The sequence below is a fragment of the Shewanella chilikensis genome (assembly GCF_002836945.1).
Lineage (GTDB): Bacteria > Pseudomonadota > Gammaproteobacteria > Enterobacterales > Shewanellaceae > Shewanella > Shewanella chilikensis.
Genome location: NZ_NIJM01000042.1, coordinates 21,717 through 38,025, shown reverse-complemented (window position 1 = coordinate 38,025; position 16,309 = coordinate 21,717). Strand labels below are relative to the sequence as shown.

The following is a 16,309-nucleotide window of genomic DNA, read 5'->3' as shown; positions in this document are numbered from 1 at the left end:
AATACCGGCCTGTCACGCCGGGGGTCGCGGGTTCGAGTCCCGTCCGCTCCGCCAAACGTAGAAGCCCAAGCTTATAAATAGCTTGGGCTTTTTTGTTGTCGCCTTTTAACATTTTTCATCAAACTCTTAGTGAGCCAGAGCTGCTTCTTGTTGTTGAACGCATTACAACAAGACGGATAGCCCGCCTTGTTGTGGCCGTGTTTAGAGTGGATCTCCAGCTGTATGTACATCAATATCCGGATGGGTTCTGGCATAGTTAAGTGCCAACACCACCAGCACCACCATGGAAGAAGTTAAAAGCCCTATGCTGAGTTGCCCCATCATGGGCACCAGCGACATCAACATGGCCGCGAGACCGGCGGCAAAGTTCTGCAGGCCGCCGAGCAGGGCGCCGGCAACCCCGGCTTGGCGCGGGAAGGGCTCGAGCGCAGCCGATGTCAGTGCCGGAAACAGTATGCCGGCTCCGGTAAAGAAGAGCACAGAGCCAATCAGTAGGCACCAGCCTATCACCAGAGTTGACAGGCCGGGCAGCAGTAAAAATAACGCCCCGGCGCCCAGCAGAGCTACGCCGTGGTGAAACAGTTTATGCAGTGAGGCCTGCCTGCCGGCATACCAGGCGCCCAAAAGATAACCCGGAATAGGCGCCACGAAATAGCAACTGACCATCATGGGGCTCATGGCCAGCACCTGACCATAGAGAATACCTGCGATGGCCTCAAAGGCGGCAATCCCGGCGAAGGTAGCCACCAAAGACAGCAGATAACCGCGAAAGGCTCTGTGTTTGAGCACCAAGGCATAAGACTTGAGCACAGATTGCGGCTGGCGTTTTTCTTTGGGCAGGGATTCCTTGAATTTCAGCGCCAGGGTGATTACCACGCAGACACCGAAAAATGCCAGGAACCAATACACGGCATGCCAGCCATAATGCATACTCAACACCCCGCCAATAAAAGGAGCCAGCAGCGGTGAGAACACCACGGCCATGGACACATAACTGTTGAAGCGCACCAGTTTGTCACCGAAGAAGAAATCTCTTGGAATAGAACGGCAAAGGGCGCCGGCACTGGCGGTGCCGCAGCCTTGAATGGCACTGGCAAGCAACAAGGTGTTAAAGCTCTCGGCGCAGGCGGCAATGATAGCGCCAACGACGAACAGACTGAGACCGATAAGCAGCAGTGGCTTGCGGCCGAATCTGTCCGATACCGGGCCATAAACAAATTGCAGCAGGCCATAGGCCAACAGATAAGTGCCCATAATCGCCTGCAACTGACCGGCGCCGACACTAAATTGCTCACCCATCATAGGCAGAGCCGGTACAAAAATGGTTTGGGCTATCTGGCCGCAGGCGACCATCATCACCAGCATGATTAACAGGGGGCTCAAGGATACGCCGGAAACATTCTCATCAGGTACCACAGTCAATACTCCACAACCTTGATACAGAACTAAAAGATCGTTTGGGAAGATACGCAAAGACGGGTGCCGGATAAGGAAGCGCATCTTCCTGCTCGGGGTCTCCCCGAGACGGGCGCTATCATACTCGGCAATTTTGCAATTTCAATGACAGAAGTCGCTGTTAAACAAGAAAAAACTAGAATTATTGATAACTTTTTATCTGGCACAACAGTATGTAATTAATAGTTTACACTTGTTGGGTTGATTCTTGGGCAAGGCCAACAACAAGTCACCTCTGCGCCCCCTGTTTTCCCCGGCTTTATTGGTTTTGAAGTCAGCAGTTGAATATTGGTTTGGAATAATAAGTTTACATTCTGCTTTGGCAAATTAATTTTTGGAACTCAGCACTGTTATTCGTGTTATCGGCAAGCGGCAAGTGTTCCATCCTGGAAAGAGTGAGGTTAAAGCGCTTGCTGCAACCAGGATGCGGCAGTAAACTGCGCCGGCCATTGGGTTCGGCTGTCACAGCCTTAACACCGCACCTAATCCCGTGGCACAAACTAGCTATTAAGTCATTGTTATTCGGAAAATTCATGTCAATTCAATCTCACGCGGTTCACCGCTTGTATGAATACCGTCAGTCGTTGTCGACCAAGCCTTATGCATCAAGGGGTAAGAATCTTATTCGCTGCGGTCGCTGTCTGTTGGAGCAGAGCTTTTGTACCTGTGAGCACAGGCGCCTGTTGCCTTCCAAGGCGGCATTTGCTCTGGTTATGTATGATGCCGAGGTATTGAAACCCAGCAACAGTGGGCGTTTGATAGCAGATCTCATTCCGGATACCCATGCCTTTCTCTGGTCGCGAACTCAGCCGGACCCTCAACTCTTGGCCTTGTTGGAAAACCCGGATTATCAGCCTTATTTGGTGTTCCCCGGGGAATATGCCTTACCCGGGCAAGAGGTGGTGACTGAGGCTTTGAGTGAGGTGCTCGCTAATCAGGGAGAGCCAGAGCAAGCCAAGCGGCCGCTGTTTATTTTGCTCGACGGCAGTTGGCGCGAGGCGGTGAAGATGTTCCGCAAGAGTAGTTATTTGCATCAATTACCTATGCTGTCATTCAGCGCCGAAACCTTGGCTCGCTATCAGCTCAGAAAGGGTAGTCGCGACTTTCAGATGGGCACCGCCGAAGTGGCGATATTAACTCTGCAGTCTTTAGGAGAAGAAGGCTGCGCCGACGCTTTGGATACCTGGTTTAAGCTCTTTATCAGCAGCAGTCTGGCAACCCGCAGTCGCTTGGTAAAACACAAGCCAGAACAAATTCAATTACTCAAACAGCAGTTTGCCCGCCAGGTCACCGATTTGTATTCTGAACAGATAACTTATCATCCCTAACCAGGGATGATAATTGACAAGTAGCTTCAAGCACTTACACTGGGAAATAAAACAATCTGGCACCAAACGCCGGGTTGTTGAGCCATCAGGACCGCCCATTGAATGTTGGAAGCTGCCATGTCCTTTGTTGTTACTGCACTAAAACCCGTGTTTGCCCGCAAGGGTTGTTTTAATCACTCGACTGTCCCACTTTTTGTCTTGCCACTGCTTATTGTCAGTGGCTTTTTGTTGCTCGGCTGTGAACCTGAACCCGTGGCCATTACCCCCAAACTGGTGGTGGTGGAAGAGGTCGAGCAGGCGACTGTGCCTGTTTACGGTAATTATGTCGGTATCACCAAAGCTTCATTGGATGTGGAGGTCAGGGCCCGAGTCGACGGCTTTGTCGAGGAGCGACTCTTTACCGAGGGCAGTGCGGTCAATGCCGGCGATATCTTATACAAGATAGATAACAAGCCCTATAACGCTGTGGTTAACCGACTCAAGGCCAATGTCGAGTCGCAGCAGGCGATATTGGAAAAGGCGCAGCGGGATGTGAAGCGTCTGAAACCTCTCTATGAACAGGATGCCGCCAGTCAGTTGGATTATGACAATGCGCTGTCGGCGTTGGCTCAGGCCAAGTCGGCCTTGGCCGCCGGTCATGCTGAGCTGGAAGAAGCGCTGCTGGAGCTTAGTTACACTGAGATAAAGGCACCGATTGCCGGTTTAGTCAGCCGCTCCGAGGTGGATATCGGCGCCTTGGTCGGTAGCCAGGGGCAATCCTTGCTGACACGGGTGAAGCAGGTGAATCCCATCTATGTCAATTTCAATATGTCGGCGCTGGATTACCTCAATGCCAGACGTCGTATGACCAGTTATAACCAGCAACAGGAAGCAGAAACCGAAGGCAAGGCGGTAGAGGGGTTTGTACGTATCACTTTGCCGGACAACAGTGAATATCGCTATCTGGGTAACGTCAGTTTCACCGACCCCCAGGTTAATTCCAGCACAGGTACTTTCGAGGTGAGGGCGGTTTTGCCCAATCCGGACAAAGAGTTGCTGCCGGGTCAGTACACCAATGTCAGAATCAAACTCAGTGAGATAGACAATGCCATAGTGATCCCGCAGCGTTCGACCCAGGTTGATCAGGGCGGCGTGTATGTGATGGTGGTGATGCCGGACAATAAGGTAGAACGGCGCTTTATTGTGATTGAGCATCAGGGGCCGGAGGGTGTGGTGGTCAAGAGTGGTCTCAACGCCGGTGAGCGTGTGATAGTCGAAGGCATGCATCGTGTGCGTCATGGCCAACTGGCTGAGCCGCTGGATGCCAAAGAGTATCAAAAGCGTCTCGACGAGCAGGAAAAGAAAGAGGCGCTGGAGCAGCAATCAAAAGAACAGGAGCGTAACTAGATGGCTCAGTTCTTTATCGGCCGACCTGTATTCTCGGCTGTTATTAGTATTGTTATTGTGCTCTTGGGCTTAATAGCTATGTTCCAGCTGCCTGTGGATCAATATCCCTATATCACGCCGCCGCAGGTGAGTATCTCGGCTTCCTATCCGGGAGCAGCCTCCACAACCGCCGCCGAGTCCGTGGCAACACCGCTGGAACAGGAGGTCAATGGTGTGCCCAATATGATCTATATGAGCTCCAAGAGCACCAATTCCGGCGGCACCAATGTCACCATTACCTTTGATGTAGGCACAAGCCCGGATCTGGCGGCAGTGGATGTGCAGAATGCTACTCAGCAGGCTCTGGGTAATTTGCCAATCAATGTGCAAACCGAAGGTGTTTCTGTCTCCAAGGATTCCTCGGTGGAACTGCTCAAGCTGGCATTGACCTCCAAAGATCCCCGTTTCGATGAAATTTACCTCTCCAACTACGCCTCCATTAATATCGAATCGGCACTGAGACGGATCCCAGGCGTTGGTCGTACCCGGAACACCGGCTCCCGCAGTTATGCCATGCGGGTGTGGCTGCGTCCGGATGCCATGGCGGGACATAGCCTGACCACGACAGATGTTACTGACGCCATCAAGGCACAAAACAAGGAAACCCCGGCCGGTACTGTGGGTACCCAGCCCAATAGTGATGCCTTGAGCCAGACCTTACCGATAACCGCCAGTGGGCGTTTGTCCAGTGTCAGGGAATTTGAAGAGATCATAGTTCGCGCCAATTCGGATGGATCCATCATTCGCCTGCGCGATATTGCCAGGGTGGAGCTCGGCTCCTCGGCTTATACCTTGCAATCCCAACTCAATGGCCAGAATGCCACCATCTTGCAGGTGTATCTGTTGCCCGGAGCCAACGCGCTTGAGGTGACCCGTAAGGTCAAGGAAACCATGGCTGAGCTGGCGACCAAGTTTCCCAGTGGTATGGAATGGCAGGTGTTTTACGATGCTTCTGTGTTTATTGAAGAATCCATCGATGAGGTGGTGCAAACCCTGATCGAAGCCCTGGTGTTGGTGGTGCTGGTGGTGTACCTGTTCTTGCAGAATTGGCGGGCGACTCTGATCCCGGCGATTGCTGTGCCTGTTTCCCTGATTGGGACATTGGCCGCTATGTTGGCCTTCGGTTTTACCATCAATACCGTCAGCCTGCTGGCACTGGTTTTGGCCATTGGGATTGTGGTCGACGATGCGATTGTGGTGGTGGAAAACGTCGAGCGACTTATCAATGAAAAGGGCATGAGCCCGATGGCGGCCACCCGCAGCGCTATGAAAGAGTTATCCGGTGCCTTGATAGCAACCAGTTTAGTGCTGTGCGCCGTGTTTGTACCTGTGTCTTTTCTTGCCGGGATCACCGGCATTATGTACCGCGAATTTGCTGTCGCCATTGCCGTGGCGGTGCTGATCTCCACTGTGGTGGCATTGACCCTGAGTCCGGCACTTTGCGCCTTGCTGCTGCGCCCGGGCGATGCGGCCAACAGCGGTTTTTTCTTCTGGCTCAACAACCGCCTCTCCAAATTGACCGACAAATATGTGTCCCTGGTAGGCTTAGCCAACAAGCATGCGCGGCGCAGTTACCTGGTGTTTGGCGCCATGGTGGTGGCGGTTTGGTACATCATGAGCCATTTGCCATCGAGCTTTATGCCGGATGAGGATCAGGGCCGTTTCTTCATCGATATGACGCTGCCGGCCGGAGCGACGGTTAACCGCACCCAAGAAGTGCTCAAGATTGCCGAGCGCCATGTGCTGGCTCATCCTGCTGTCGCCTGGTCTTTTACCCTGGCGGGGGAAAACCGCCGCTCTGGGTCGAATCAGGCCAATGGCCAGTTTGAAGTGATCCTCAAACCCTGGGCCGAGCGAGAACAAAATCAAGCCACAGTGCAGAAGGTGATGAAAGAGCTTAAATATCAGCTCAACCAAGTGTTGCAGGCCGAGTTCAACCTCTACCTGCCATCGGCCGTGCCCGGTCTGGGTAACGGCTCCGGGGTGGAGATGGTGTTGCAGGATACTTCGGGAACCAACTTCAAGGGGCTGATGGAAACCAGTAACGAGTTGGTGGAGCTGCTCAAGCAGCAACCTGAGGTTGCGGCAGCGGCCATGTCGTTGCAGGGTTCTATTCCACAGCTGTACCTCTCGGTCAATGAAGCCAAGGCGATGGCTATCGGGGTAGATGTGGCCAATCTCTACAGCACTATTAAGACCTTTACCGATTCGGCCACGGTCAATGATTTTAATCTGTTTGGCCGGGTGTATCGGGTCAGGGTACAGGCCGAAGACAGTTATCGTCAGTTTCCCCAGCAGATTAAAGATTACTATGTCCGGTCATCCAATGGTGCCATGGTGCCCATCGGAGTTCTGGCCGACTATGAATATACTGTGGGGCCGGCGGCTGTGACCCATTACAACCTGTTCTCCAGTGCGTCCATCAATGTCACTCCGGCGCCCGGATATGCGACCGGCGATGTGATAAAAGCCATCGACAGGGTGGCCAAGCCCATGTTGCCGCCCGAGTTCAAGTATGAATGGACCGGGCTCACTTTCCAGGAAGTGCGCTCGGCCAACCAGACCAGTATCGCCATTACGCTGGCTTTAGTGTTCGTGTTCCTGTTTTTGGCGGCGCTGTACGAGAGTTGGACCATTCCTGTGGCCGTGCTGCTTATTGCGCCCATCGCCATGCTGGGAGCCTCGTTGGCGACACTGCTCAGTGGTATGCAGAGTAATCTCTTCTTCCAGGTCGCCTTTATCGCCCTTATCGGGATGGCAGCCAAAAACTCGATTTTGATTGTCGAGTTCGCCAATCAACTGCACCGAGAGGGCCGTTCAAGACTGGAGGCGGCAATGGAAGCTGCCGCGATGCGCTTCAGGCCGATTTTGATGACCTCCATGGCCTTTATTCTGGGTGTCTTGCCGCTGGTTTTGTCCGCCGGACCCGGCTCTGTCAGTCGTCACTCGGTATCTATTCCCATCCTTGGTGGCATGGTGCTGGCCACCAGCATAGGGATTGTACTGGTGCCATTGTTCTTTGTGACCACAGCCGCTTGGGTTCGCACCAAGGTTAAGGGTGACTCGGCAAGCCAAAAGTCGGCCACGGAGGAAGGCTTATGATGACCCGAGTATTAGCCATGAGCCAAGAGAAGCCGAACAAGAGCCTTGTCAGCTGCAAACGCACTAGACCGGCGCTAGTCGCTTTGATACTTTCCTTAAGCCTTTGGGGCTGTACTCTGGGGCCGGATTATCAGCGCCCCGAGCTCAATATGCCGGCGCAGTTTGATAAGGCGCTGCCGCAAGTAGAGGCCGATGAAGCCGTTGCAGATGAGTGGCAGGCGTTTTTCCTCAATCCCGAGCTGCAGATACTTATTCGTCAGGCGCTGAATAACAATATCAACCTGGCGATGATGCAGAGTAGACTGCGAGCCGCCAGAGCCGAAGGGCGGGTGGTTGACGCGGCCCTGTGGCCCGAACTTGGATTGGAGTTTGAAGCCGAACGGTCACTCAGCAGCGCCATTACCAATAAAGATCCCAGTGCCGAGACAGATGTTAATTTCAATGGGGTCGCTTCATGGGAGCTGGATGTTTGGGGCGCCAACCGCCGGGCCAGTGAGGCGGCACTGGCCAATACTCTGTCGCAGGCAGAGCTGCTTGAGGCGTCCAAAATCAGCCTTATCAGTGATATCGCTACTGCCTTTTACGAGCTGACCGATATAGAGCAAAGACTTAAGATCTCCCGGGAAACGGCCGAGATCCGCGCCAAGGAACTGCAACTGGCTAAACTCAGGCGAGCCAACGGGATGATCTCAGGGCTTGATGTACGCCAGGCAGAAGTGGAATATCAAACCGCCATGGTGACCTTGCCTCAGCTCGAATATGACAGCAAGGCCAAGCGCAATCAGTTGCTTATCTTACTGGGGGCTTATGATCACCCCTTGCCAGAGCTTCCTAAATTGGTGAGCAGTGAATTTCCAGAATCTTTGGCAGTTGGAGTGCCTTCACAGTTACTGTCGCGCCGGCCGGATGTACGTGCCAGTGAGCTGGCTCTGGTAGCCGCCACGGCGGAGGTAGGGGTGGCCAAGAGTGCGTTTTTCCCCGGGTTTACCATTACCGCCGAATATGGCCGCGGATCCGATAGCCTGGATAACCTTTTCAGCTCAAAGGGGCTCACCTGGTCGCTGCTCGGTGGGATCACGGCGCCGATTTTCAATGCCGGCAAGATAAGCGCCGAATATGAGATAGCCAACGAGGCGCAGCTGCAGGCCATGCTTGCTTATCGCAGCACGGTATTGAACGCCTATATGGAAGTGCGTAATGCGATGAATGATTATCAGAGAACACAGCAGGCTCTGATAGAGCAGCAACGCTTGCTCGATGCTTCCTCTGAATACGTGCGCCTGGCGCGGCTCAGATACCAGAACGGTGTCGCCACTTCGCTTGACTTGATGGATGCTCAGCGCCAACACTTCAGCGCCGAGCTGTCATTGAGCGAGTCAAAACGCGATAAGTTGCTGGCTATGATAGCCCTCTACCGTGCCTTGCGTGGTGGCGCGCCGGCGAAGAGTTAACCCTGGGATCATCGCAAGCTCAGGTAAGTTTCTTGAGGATATCGCCCAGCAGTTGGTGGGCCATTTTGGCGTCTCTGTCACTTAAGCGAGATAGGCTTTCATTTAACCACAGGCTTAACTTGGCATCATCGGCGGCATCGACTCTTTCCAGCAGAGTGGCGGCTTTTTGTTTGAGGGCGCTGAGTTGCGGCAAAGGCGATTGAGCATCTTTCAGCCCCAGGTTGCCATCGGCACAAGCCAAAGCTTGACCCAGAGCGTAGGAATAGACCATTACGGCTTGCGCCAGATTGAGGGAAGGGTATTCGGTAGCCAGTGGTACGTAGCTGAGCAAGTCACAAATCGCTAAGTCGGCGTTACTCAGGCCACTGGCCTCACAGCCAAAGACGATGGCGGTGCGCTTCAGCTGTTCCTGCTGATGGCTCAGTTGTTCGCCGAGTTCTGCCGGGCTTAAATAGTGTCTTGGGCTGCCGCGCTCTCTTGCCGTGGTGGCCACCATAAGCTCAAACTCTTCTCTGAGCTCCTCCAGGCTGGCCACTTCCCGGATGTTGGTCAGTATGTCCTCGGCGCCGCAGGCGACCCAGGTCGCTTCCTCTTCCCGGTGAGCTTGCGAATTCACCACAATGAGTTCACTGAACCCTTGGGTCTTGATGGCGCGGGCGGCGGCGCCAACATTGGCAGCGCGAGCAGGAGAGACGAGTACAAAGCTGAGTTTCATCCGAAAAAGGCTCTAAAGGAAAACTGCAGCGATTATAAGGTTCTGCAATCGAGAATAAAGCAAAAAAGCTGCAAACAGCCGGGAAAAGGTCTGTTGCAGCTTTATGTGATCTTAAGTCGCTGTGTTACTTGGAGTAGCTGAACACAGTGTCGGCGCGCCACACCCGGTAGCGCAGCTCGGCATCTTTAGGCAGATAGATAACCATAGGCAACTTGCTGTTATATCTCAGCTTGTATTCCCCCGGAATGCGAACAAACTCCTCATGCTTGGCCTTATCGAAGCAGGCCATCATGGTCGAGCGTCCCGGGCCAATTTCATCCAGCTCCCAATAGGTGTAACCCCAACCTTTGAGATCCATCTGCTTTAGCTCGCCCATCAGGCCGTGTTTGTTGCAGTCAACCATCTGGGTTTGGCCCACCTGAATTTCAACCATGTAGTCGTCTTCGTTTTCCAATTGGGGCAGAGTCAGTATGTGTTGCACCATGCCTTCTTTGGGAGCGGGGAACATCTTGCTGCTATCCTGCGGTTGATAGCTGGTGGCATCAAATTGGTTTGCAGTAATCATGTTCTGGTTGTATCCCTGTGGATGCGGCGGGCTGACTGCCAAAACTTGGGCAGATAACAAAGCGGAAGCGATAAGTGCCAGTTTCAGTTTGCCGGACTTAAGCATAGGTTTTCTCCTTATGTGCCCGCTATGGGCTGAAATCAACTATTGGATTGGCGCTATGTATGATTGCGCTTTGTAGAGTTAAACGGTCAGCGGCTGAGAAAGGGTTATTTATTTTCAAAAAATCATAAATAATTTTGTATTGCCATACAAATCAAAATAGTACCCGAGCTAAATTCAGGTAATTGAGAGCTAAAACGCCCGCCAGGTGTAGCCTGGCGGGCGTCGTCAGTTTAGGCCGGTTAGTGTGAACCGGCTGTACGTTTTATTTAACGCAGCTATTTATTTAAATGCCAACTTCACCACCATCGACTTTGCGCAGCACCACGGTCGCTGCTCTTGGGCGAATGCTGGTGCCGATCGGTGTTTCCTCGGCGGCATTGGCAGAGACCGGCCAATTCCCCGGGTGCTGGATATTGGCAAACACCGAAGTGTAGTCCGGCGAGATAGCAAAGCCTGTGACTTCACAGCCATTGGGACCGACGAAGAAGCGCTTCAGCTCGGTTTGATTGTCGGCGGTAACTGTCAGAGGCTTGCCGTTGCCATCGATCATCTTGGATGGCACTATTGCCAGCATCTGGTCGTTGGTGTGCTCAGTCACCTCTTTGGCGCCATTATCTGTCTGGATCCACAGAATACCGCGGGCATCGAACGCCAGGCCATCCGGGCTGGCCAGCTGGTTAAGCTCAGTCAGACCGGAGAGGTTGGTGGCATCGTCACCGTCGGCCGGAGAACCGAACAGGAAGATATCCCAGCTAAACTCGGTATCACTGGCACCTTCATCCCAGCGGATGATATGGCCAAAGTTGTTTTTAAGCCTTGGGTTGGCGGCGTTGGCTTCTGTCCGCTTGGAGTTGTTGGTCAGGGTTAGATAGACACTGCCGGTGAAAGGATCCACCACACACCACTCGGGTCTGTCCATTGGTGTCGCGCCAACCAAATCGGCAGCACCTGCGGTGTTGATGATGATATCTGCCTGGCTGGCAAAAGTATCGGCCAGGGTCTTACCGTCCTTTGTCATGGCATCAAGGGTCAGCGGCAACCATTCACCTAGACCACCTTCGTTGAACTTGGCCACATAAAGGGTTCCTTCATCCATGTATTTGGCGCCGGTTGCCAGGCGGTTACTGCTGTCGGCATCCTTGGGATCCCAAAGCGCCGCCGAAACAAACTTGTACATATATTCGAAGCGCGAGTCATGGCCCGAATAGAATACCAGTGGTTCGCCTTCAGTCAGCTTGCCAAAAGCGCAGCCTTCGTGACGGAAACGCCCAAGCGCTGTGCGTTTGACCGCGCGGGAATTAGGGTTGTAAGGGTCGACTTCGACGATATAACCATAGCCGTTGTCTTCATTGCGATAGTCGTATATTGCATCGCTGGCCTTGGGGGTGACATCGAAACGGGCAAATTCGTCCAGGCGCTCTTCGGCATGACCGGCCAGATCGGCCCAGCCATAGCGGGTAGAACTACTGCTGACACCGATACGGCGTTGTGCTTGGGTCATCTCACCCTTATTGACGAAGTAGCCGGGCCAGTTCTCTTCACAGGTGAGGTAAGTTCCCCAAGGGGTATAACCGTTACCACAGTTGTTCAAGGTGCCGCGGGTCTGGCTGCCATCGGGCGAGAAGGCGGTTACGACTTTGTCTGTGTAGGCTACCGGGCCGCTGAGATCCATGGTGGAAGCACCGGTGAAGCGGCGATTATGCTTGTCATCCTTGACTACTTCCCAGTTGCCGCCGTTAAGTTTGATACGCACTACAGTCATGCCGTGAGCATTAATCTCTTTACGAACTTCATCGACCAGGGTTCTCAAGCCAGTATCGGCATCCACAGTTGGGCCGTTGGGGTGCAGGGCATCTGGCTCAATGTATTCATGGTTGATACACAAGAGGCCATCGGTTCCGGCCTCATTGAGCGGAAAGAAATGCATGCCGTCGTGGTTTTGACCCACAGAGTTAGCCTGATCCTGGGCGGTATTACTGCCGTCAGCCTGCCATTCGCCGGCTTTACTGTTCAGCGGAGTCCCCCAGGGTGCCAGGACCTGAGCGCGGTAACCCTCAGGGATAACCACTGCATCAAGGCGAGAACCGGCAACTGACTCAAATCCTAATGTCACGCTGGATTGACTGGGTGGAACCTGAGTAGGGGGGACAGGATCCGGTGTGCTAGAGGCGTTATTGTCGTCGGAACCACAGCCGGCAAGGCCGAAGCCGCCAAATGCAGTCAAGGCACTGACGCCCAAGCCACTTTTTACAAAGTTACGACGGGAAAGGTGCTTATCCAGTACCTGGGCAAAAGGTTCGTTCTGACTCTTGTTATAACGCGTCGGATCGAAAGTCGCCTTGCTCATAAGATTTCACTCCGTGATCTTCTATTTCATTATAGGAATTGCAAATGCGACGCAAAGACTAATGACGGCATATGACAGCCAGATAACTGAAAGGTGACACAAATAAGACATAGCCCCCATTTTGGGGATTAAATTGTTAGTTCTCTGGTTGTATTTGTGAGTTTTTCAGTCTCAAGGCTTGAAATTGGGAAGGGAAAAGGAGATGCTTTGCTCATCAAATAGTTTGAGTGTCAAAATATAAGAGTGGCTTACTATGAGTTCAGAGTTTCACACCACCACGCGCTGGCAGCATAAGCATGACTTTACCCACCATAATGAGCAGGGAGAGAAGAGTACCAAGTGGGTGCTCTTGCTGACTGTGGTTACCATGGTGGCCGAGATTGTTGCCGGTACCATATATGGCTCTATGGCGCTGCTGGCTGATGGTTGGCATATGGGAACTCATGCTGCGGCATTTATGCTGACGCTGTTTGCTTACTCTTACGCCAGGAAACACGCCAACAACCCCAGGTTTGCTTTCGGTACAGGTAAAGTAAGTGTGCTCGGCGGTTTTACCAGTGCTATAGCTCTGGGGTTAGTGGCATTGTTAATGCTGATAGAGTCCGGCTCCAGACTCCTGTATCCGGAAGATATTCATTTTGACCAGGCGATTTTGGTGGCCATCATAGGTTTAACTGTCAATATCGTCAGTGTGTTTTTGCTCAAGGATCACCACGGTCATGATCATGGCCACAGCCACAGTCATGGGCATAACCATGGACATACTCACGCCCATAACCACGACCATGGGGATTACCACGGCCACAAAGATCATAATCTGCGCGCAGCCTATTTCCATGTATTAGCCGATGCCTTGACCTCCTTGTTGGCAATTGGCGCGCTGTTGGCCGGTAAATATTTTGGATTGAATTGGCTCGATCCCGTGATGGGAATTGTCGGAGCTGTTATCATCAGCCGCTGGGCTTGGGGACTTATCAGTCAGACCAGTCCCGTGTTGCTCGATGCAGGTGTTGAAGCCGAGTTCAGTCGCAAGTTGGTGGAACGGATAGAAGCCGAAAAAGATCACAAGGTAACCGATATCCATGTGTGGCCGGTCAGTGCCGATCATCACGCCGCCATGATCTCTTTGGTGAGCCACGCTCCTCACAGTACCGACTATTATCATGAGTTGCTGGCGGACTTTAACCGCATAGATCATTTAACCATTGAAGTTAATCAGTGTGCTGACTGCAATAAGGCGGCAACGCCGAGAGCCAATGAGCGTGAGCAAGTGAGCCACACAGAGGCAGGACATCACCACCATCATCATTGAGGTGCAAAAATAGATGAAACAGCAACAGCGGCAGGATTCGCTGCAACAGTCAATCAACCACGCCATTATAGAGTTTTATGAGCGTCTATCCTCCTGGGAGCAGAGCGTAGTCAGAGACCAAGGCGCTTCATTGGCGCAGATCCACACAGTGGAGATCCTGGGCGCTCACGGCCCTATGAAGATGAAGGAACTGGCGGAAAAGCTCGGTATTACCACAGGCACCTTGACTGTGCAGGTAGAGCGTTTGGTTAAGGCGGGCCTGGCCGAGCGTCAGCCCTTGGAAAATGACAGACGCGCCATCCAGGTATCCTTAACCGAAAAAGGCGAGCAGATGTTTAAGGAGCATGATGCCTTGCATCTGCAATTAACCCGTGAGATGACGGCGAAATTCAGTGATGCTGAGCTGGAGCAACTGCTTGGATTCTTCAAGCGGCTCAACAGCGAATTTTAATTGCGACTGTTTACCCTGATATAAAACCACAAAGCGCCTTCTCTGGGCGCTTTCTTTTTCTAGAATATTAATAATCGCCGAACACTCATCAAGCTTGCACAACTTACAATTGCGGGACATTTACGTGCAAAGCGGCTCTTGAGTTGTCAAATGATTCTTTTAACCTTTTATCCCGCAGTTTTAGCGTATGGTGCATCGCGAACTTTCCTATTGGCACAGAGTCTGAAAGCTTAATTCGGCCCCATGCGCGAAGTCGGAACCGATAAGGGAACCTTAAGATAAAATTGTTAGATTAACATTTAGTTAACCACAAGTTGAAATTGTTGGGTCTTGCGTCAATTTTAACCGTCATTTAGGAATGAGTGTATTGAATCCCATCTCCGTCAATCGCCTGACCTTTGTACTGGCACTGTTTTTTGTGGCCGTGTTCAATGTGCCTTTTTTTACTATAGTCAAACAGGGACTCGAGAACCAAGCGCATGTGGACCCTTTGTTTGTGGCGACCATTCCCATCTTCTTAATTTCAATCTTGGGGATACTGTTTTCCCTGTTCAGTTTTAAATATATTCTCAAACCTTTCTTTATTGTGTTGCTGCTGTGTTCATCTGGGGTATTTTTTGCCACATTCAAGTATGGCGTGGTATTTGATACCGGCATGATTGAAAACACTTTTCAAACCAACAGTGCCGAAGCCATGACTTATGTGAACTGGGCATCAATATTAAACCTGCTGTTGACCGGGGCGCTGCCTGCACTACTCTTGTATCGTATTCAGGTTGACTATAAGCCCCTAGGTAAGGAGCTGGTATATAAGGCGCTGTACATCATAGCGAACCTCCTCATCATAGTGGTGATAGCCTTTTTCTATATGCAGAACTATCTGGCTTTTGGCCGCAATCATGATGAAATTAAACGCTACATAGTGCCCACCTATTTTGTCGGCTCGGCGGCCAAATACATCAATCAGCACTATTTGCAAAAGCCGCTCGAATATCAAAAATTGGGTACAGATGCCAAGCAGGTAAAACCAGCCGGTGAAACTAAACCCAGACTGATGGTGCTGGTGGTCGGTGAAACCGCACGGGCACAAAATTACCAATACTATGGTTATGACAGGCCAACCAATGTCTACACCAAGGCGATTTCACCACTGGTATTTAAAGATGTCAGCTCTTGTGGCACGGCCACTGCGGTGTCCTTACCCTGTATGTTTTCCCGAATGAGCCGGGAAGATTATGACTCCCGCGCTGCCAAGGCTCAGGATACCGCTGTGGATGTGCTCAACCATGCCGGTGTGAAAGTGCAATGGTTTGATAACGACAGCGGCTGTAAAGGGGCGTGTGACAGGGTGGAAAACAGGTTGATAGCATTGAACGCCGACCCTAAGCTGTGTGATGGGCAGTTTTGTCAGGATCAGGTACTGCTTGATGAACTCAAACAAGCCTTGTTGCAGCCGAACAATGGCCAGGATCGCCTGATAGTGTTGCATATCATCGGCAGTCACGGACCTACCTATTATCTGCGCTATCCGGAACAATATCGCCATTTTACCCCGGATTGCCAGCGCAGTGACATTCAAAACTGCAGCCGCGAGCAGCTCACCAATACCTATGACAACACAATTCTGTATACCGACTATATCGTCTCTCAGGTGGTCGAGCAGCTCAAAGGCAGCAGTGGCGATTATGATACGGCAATGATGTATCTGTCCGATCACGGTGAATCCTTGGGGGAGAAGGGCATGTATCTGCACGGCTCTCCCTACGCCATAGCGCCAAGTGAACAAACCAGGGTGCCTTGGTTGGCTTGGTTTTCCAAGCAATTCAAGCAGCAACTGGGGCTGAATGATGACTGCCTGGCAAGGGAAGCCGCCGCCAAGAGTGTTTCTCATGACAACCTGTTCGATACGTTGTTGGGGCTATTCGATGTCAGCAGCAAGGTTTACCAGCCTGAGTTGGACTTGATAGCCCTTTGTCGCCGTTGAGCGAGTCTGCTCAAATGATCAAAAGAACCCGGCATTGGCCGGGTTCTTGGTTTTGAGGTGTGCTTGTTC

The 16,309-nt window shown here is 52.2% G+C and carries 11 protein-coding genes; 7 read left to right on the top strand and 4 right to left on the bottom strand.

The window, feature by feature from the left end; translation table 11 throughout:
- Nucleotides 1-201: 201 nt before the first annotated feature.
- Entirely contained in the window at nucleotides 202-1,422 is a 1,221-nt protein-coding gene (gene emrD, locus CX651_RS14880; RefSeq protein ID WP_268249201.1) for a multidrug efflux MFS transporter EmrD, read from the bottom strand.
- Between the two features lie 566 nt (nucleotides 1,423-1,988).
- Between emrD and CX651_RS14875 the strand changes: the two genes are divergently transcribed.
- From CX651_RS14875 to CX651_RS14860, 4 genes are all read left to right on the top strand, one after another.
- On the top strand, nucleotides 1,989-2,783 hold the full coding sequence (locus tag CX651_RS14875) for a tRNA-uridine aminocarboxypropyltransferase (protein ID WP_101056673.1): 795 nt from the start codon (nucleotides 1,989-1,991) through the stop codon (nucleotides 2,781-2,783).
- Nucleotides 2,784-2,900: 117 nt separating this feature from the next.
- The gene (locus CX651_RS14870; RefSeq protein WP_101056675.1) at nucleotides 2,901-4,169 is read left to right on the top strand and encodes an efflux RND transporter periplasmic adaptor subunit; all 1,269 of its coding nucleotides are present in this window, start codon (nucleotides 2,901-2,903) and stop codon (nucleotides 4,167-4,169) included.
- A complete protein-coding gene (locus tag CX651_RS14865) occupies nucleotides 4,170-7,310 on the top strand; it encodes an efflux RND transporter permease subunit (protein ID WP_101056672.1) in 3,141 nt (1,046 codons plus the stop codon). It begins immediately after the preceding gene.
- Nucleotides 7,307-8,761, top strand: coding sequence for an efflux transporter outer membrane subunit (locus CX651_RS14860; protein ID WP_101056671.1), 1,455 nt, complete (start codon nucleotides 7,307-7,309; stop codon nucleotides 8,759-8,761). The genes CX651_RS14865 and CX651_RS14860 overlap by 4 nt, the downstream gene beginning before the upstream one ends.
- A 19-nt stretch (nucleotides 8,762-8,780) precedes the next feature.
- Here CX651_RS14860 and CX651_RS14855 read toward each other — a convergent pair whose 3' ends face one another.
- The 3 genes from CX651_RS14855 to CX651_RS14845 form a co-directional block, all read right to left on the bottom strand.
- On the bottom strand, nucleotides 8,781-9,476 hold the full coding sequence (locus tag CX651_RS14855) for a tRNA/rRNA methyltransferase (protein ID WP_101056670.1): 696 nt from the start codon (nucleotides 9,474-9,476) through the stop codon (nucleotides 8,781-8,783).
- Nucleotides 9,477-9,600: 124 nt separating this feature from the next.
- A complete protein-coding gene (gene eco / locus CX651_RS14850; protein WP_101056669.1) occupies nucleotides 9,601-10,146 on the bottom strand; it encodes a serine protease inhibitor ecotin in 546 nt (181 codons plus the stop codon).
- A gap of 283 nt (nucleotides 10,147-10,429) precedes the next feature.
- Nucleotides 10,430-12,493, bottom strand: coding sequence for a PhoX family protein (locus tag CX651_RS14845; RefSeq protein ID WP_101056668.1), 2,064 nt, complete (start codon nucleotides 12,491-12,493; stop codon nucleotides 10,430-10,432).
- Between the two features lie 253 nt (nucleotides 12,494-12,746).
- On the opposite strand from CX651_RS14845, the gene dmeF reads away from it, so the two are divergent.
- From dmeF to CX651_RS14830, 3 genes are all read left to right on the top strand, one after another.
- Nucleotides 12,747-13,805: a CDF family Co(II)/Ni(II) efflux transporter DmeF gene (gene dmeF / locus CX651_RS14840; RefSeq protein ID WP_101056667.1), complete on the top strand. Its 1,059-nt coding sequence runs from the start codon at nucleotides 12,747-12,749 to the stop codon at nucleotides 13,803-13,805.
- A gap of 13 nt (nucleotides 13,806-13,818) precedes the next feature.
- Nucleotides 13,819-14,256, top strand: coding sequence for a MarR family winged helix-turn-helix transcriptional regulator (locus tag CX651_RS14835; RefSeq protein WP_101056666.1), 438 nt, complete (start codon nucleotides 13,819-13,821; stop codon nucleotides 14,254-14,256).
- 358 nt (nucleotides 14,257-14,614) lie between these two features.
- The gene (locus tag CX651_RS14830; RefSeq protein ID WP_101056665.1) at nucleotides 14,615-16,240 is read left to right on the top strand and encodes a phosphoethanolamine transferase; all 1,626 of its coding nucleotides are present in this window, start codon (nucleotides 14,615-14,617) and stop codon (nucleotides 16,238-16,240) included.
- Nucleotides 16,241-16,309: the final 69 nt, after the last annotated feature.

Coding starts and splice junctions, on each gene's coding strand:
- CX651_RS14870 (WP_101056675.1), top strand. CDS start 2,901: ATGTCCTTTGTTGTTACTGCACTAAAACCCGTGTTTGCCCGCAAGGGT.
- CX651_RS14845 (WP_101056668.1), bottom strand. CDS start 12,493: ATGAGCAAGGCGACTTTCGATCCGACGCGTTATAACAAGAGTCAGAAC.
- CX651_RS14835 (WP_101056666.1), top strand. CDS start 13,819: ATGAAACAGCAACAGCGGCAGGATTCGCTGCAACAGTCAATCAACCAC.
- dmeF (WP_101056667.1), top strand. CDS start 12,747: ATGAGTTCAGAGTTTCACACCACCACGCGCTGGCAGCATAAGCATGAC.
- CX651_RS14875 (WP_101056673.1), top strand. CDS start 1,989: ATGTCAATTCAATCTCACGCGGTTCACCGCTTGTATGAATACCGTCAG.
- CX651_RS14865 (WP_101056672.1), top strand. CDS start 4,170: ATGGCTCAGTTCTTTATCGGCCGACCTGTATTCTCGGCTGTTATTAGT.
- CX651_RS14860 (WP_101056671.1), top strand. CDS start 7,307: ATGATGACCCGAGTATTAGCCATGAGCCAAGAGAAGCCGAACAAGAGC.
- CX651_RS14855 (WP_101056670.1), bottom strand. CDS start 9,476: ATGAAACTCAGCTTTGTACTCGTCTCTCCTGCTCGCGCTGCCAATGTT.
- eco (WP_101056669.1), bottom strand. CDS start 10,146: ATGCTTAAGTCCGGCAAACTGAAACTGGCACTTATCGCTTCCGCTTTG.
- CX651_RS14830 (WP_101056665.1), top strand. CDS start 14,615: ATGAGTGTATTGAATCCCATCTCCGTCAATCGCCTGACCTTTGTACTG.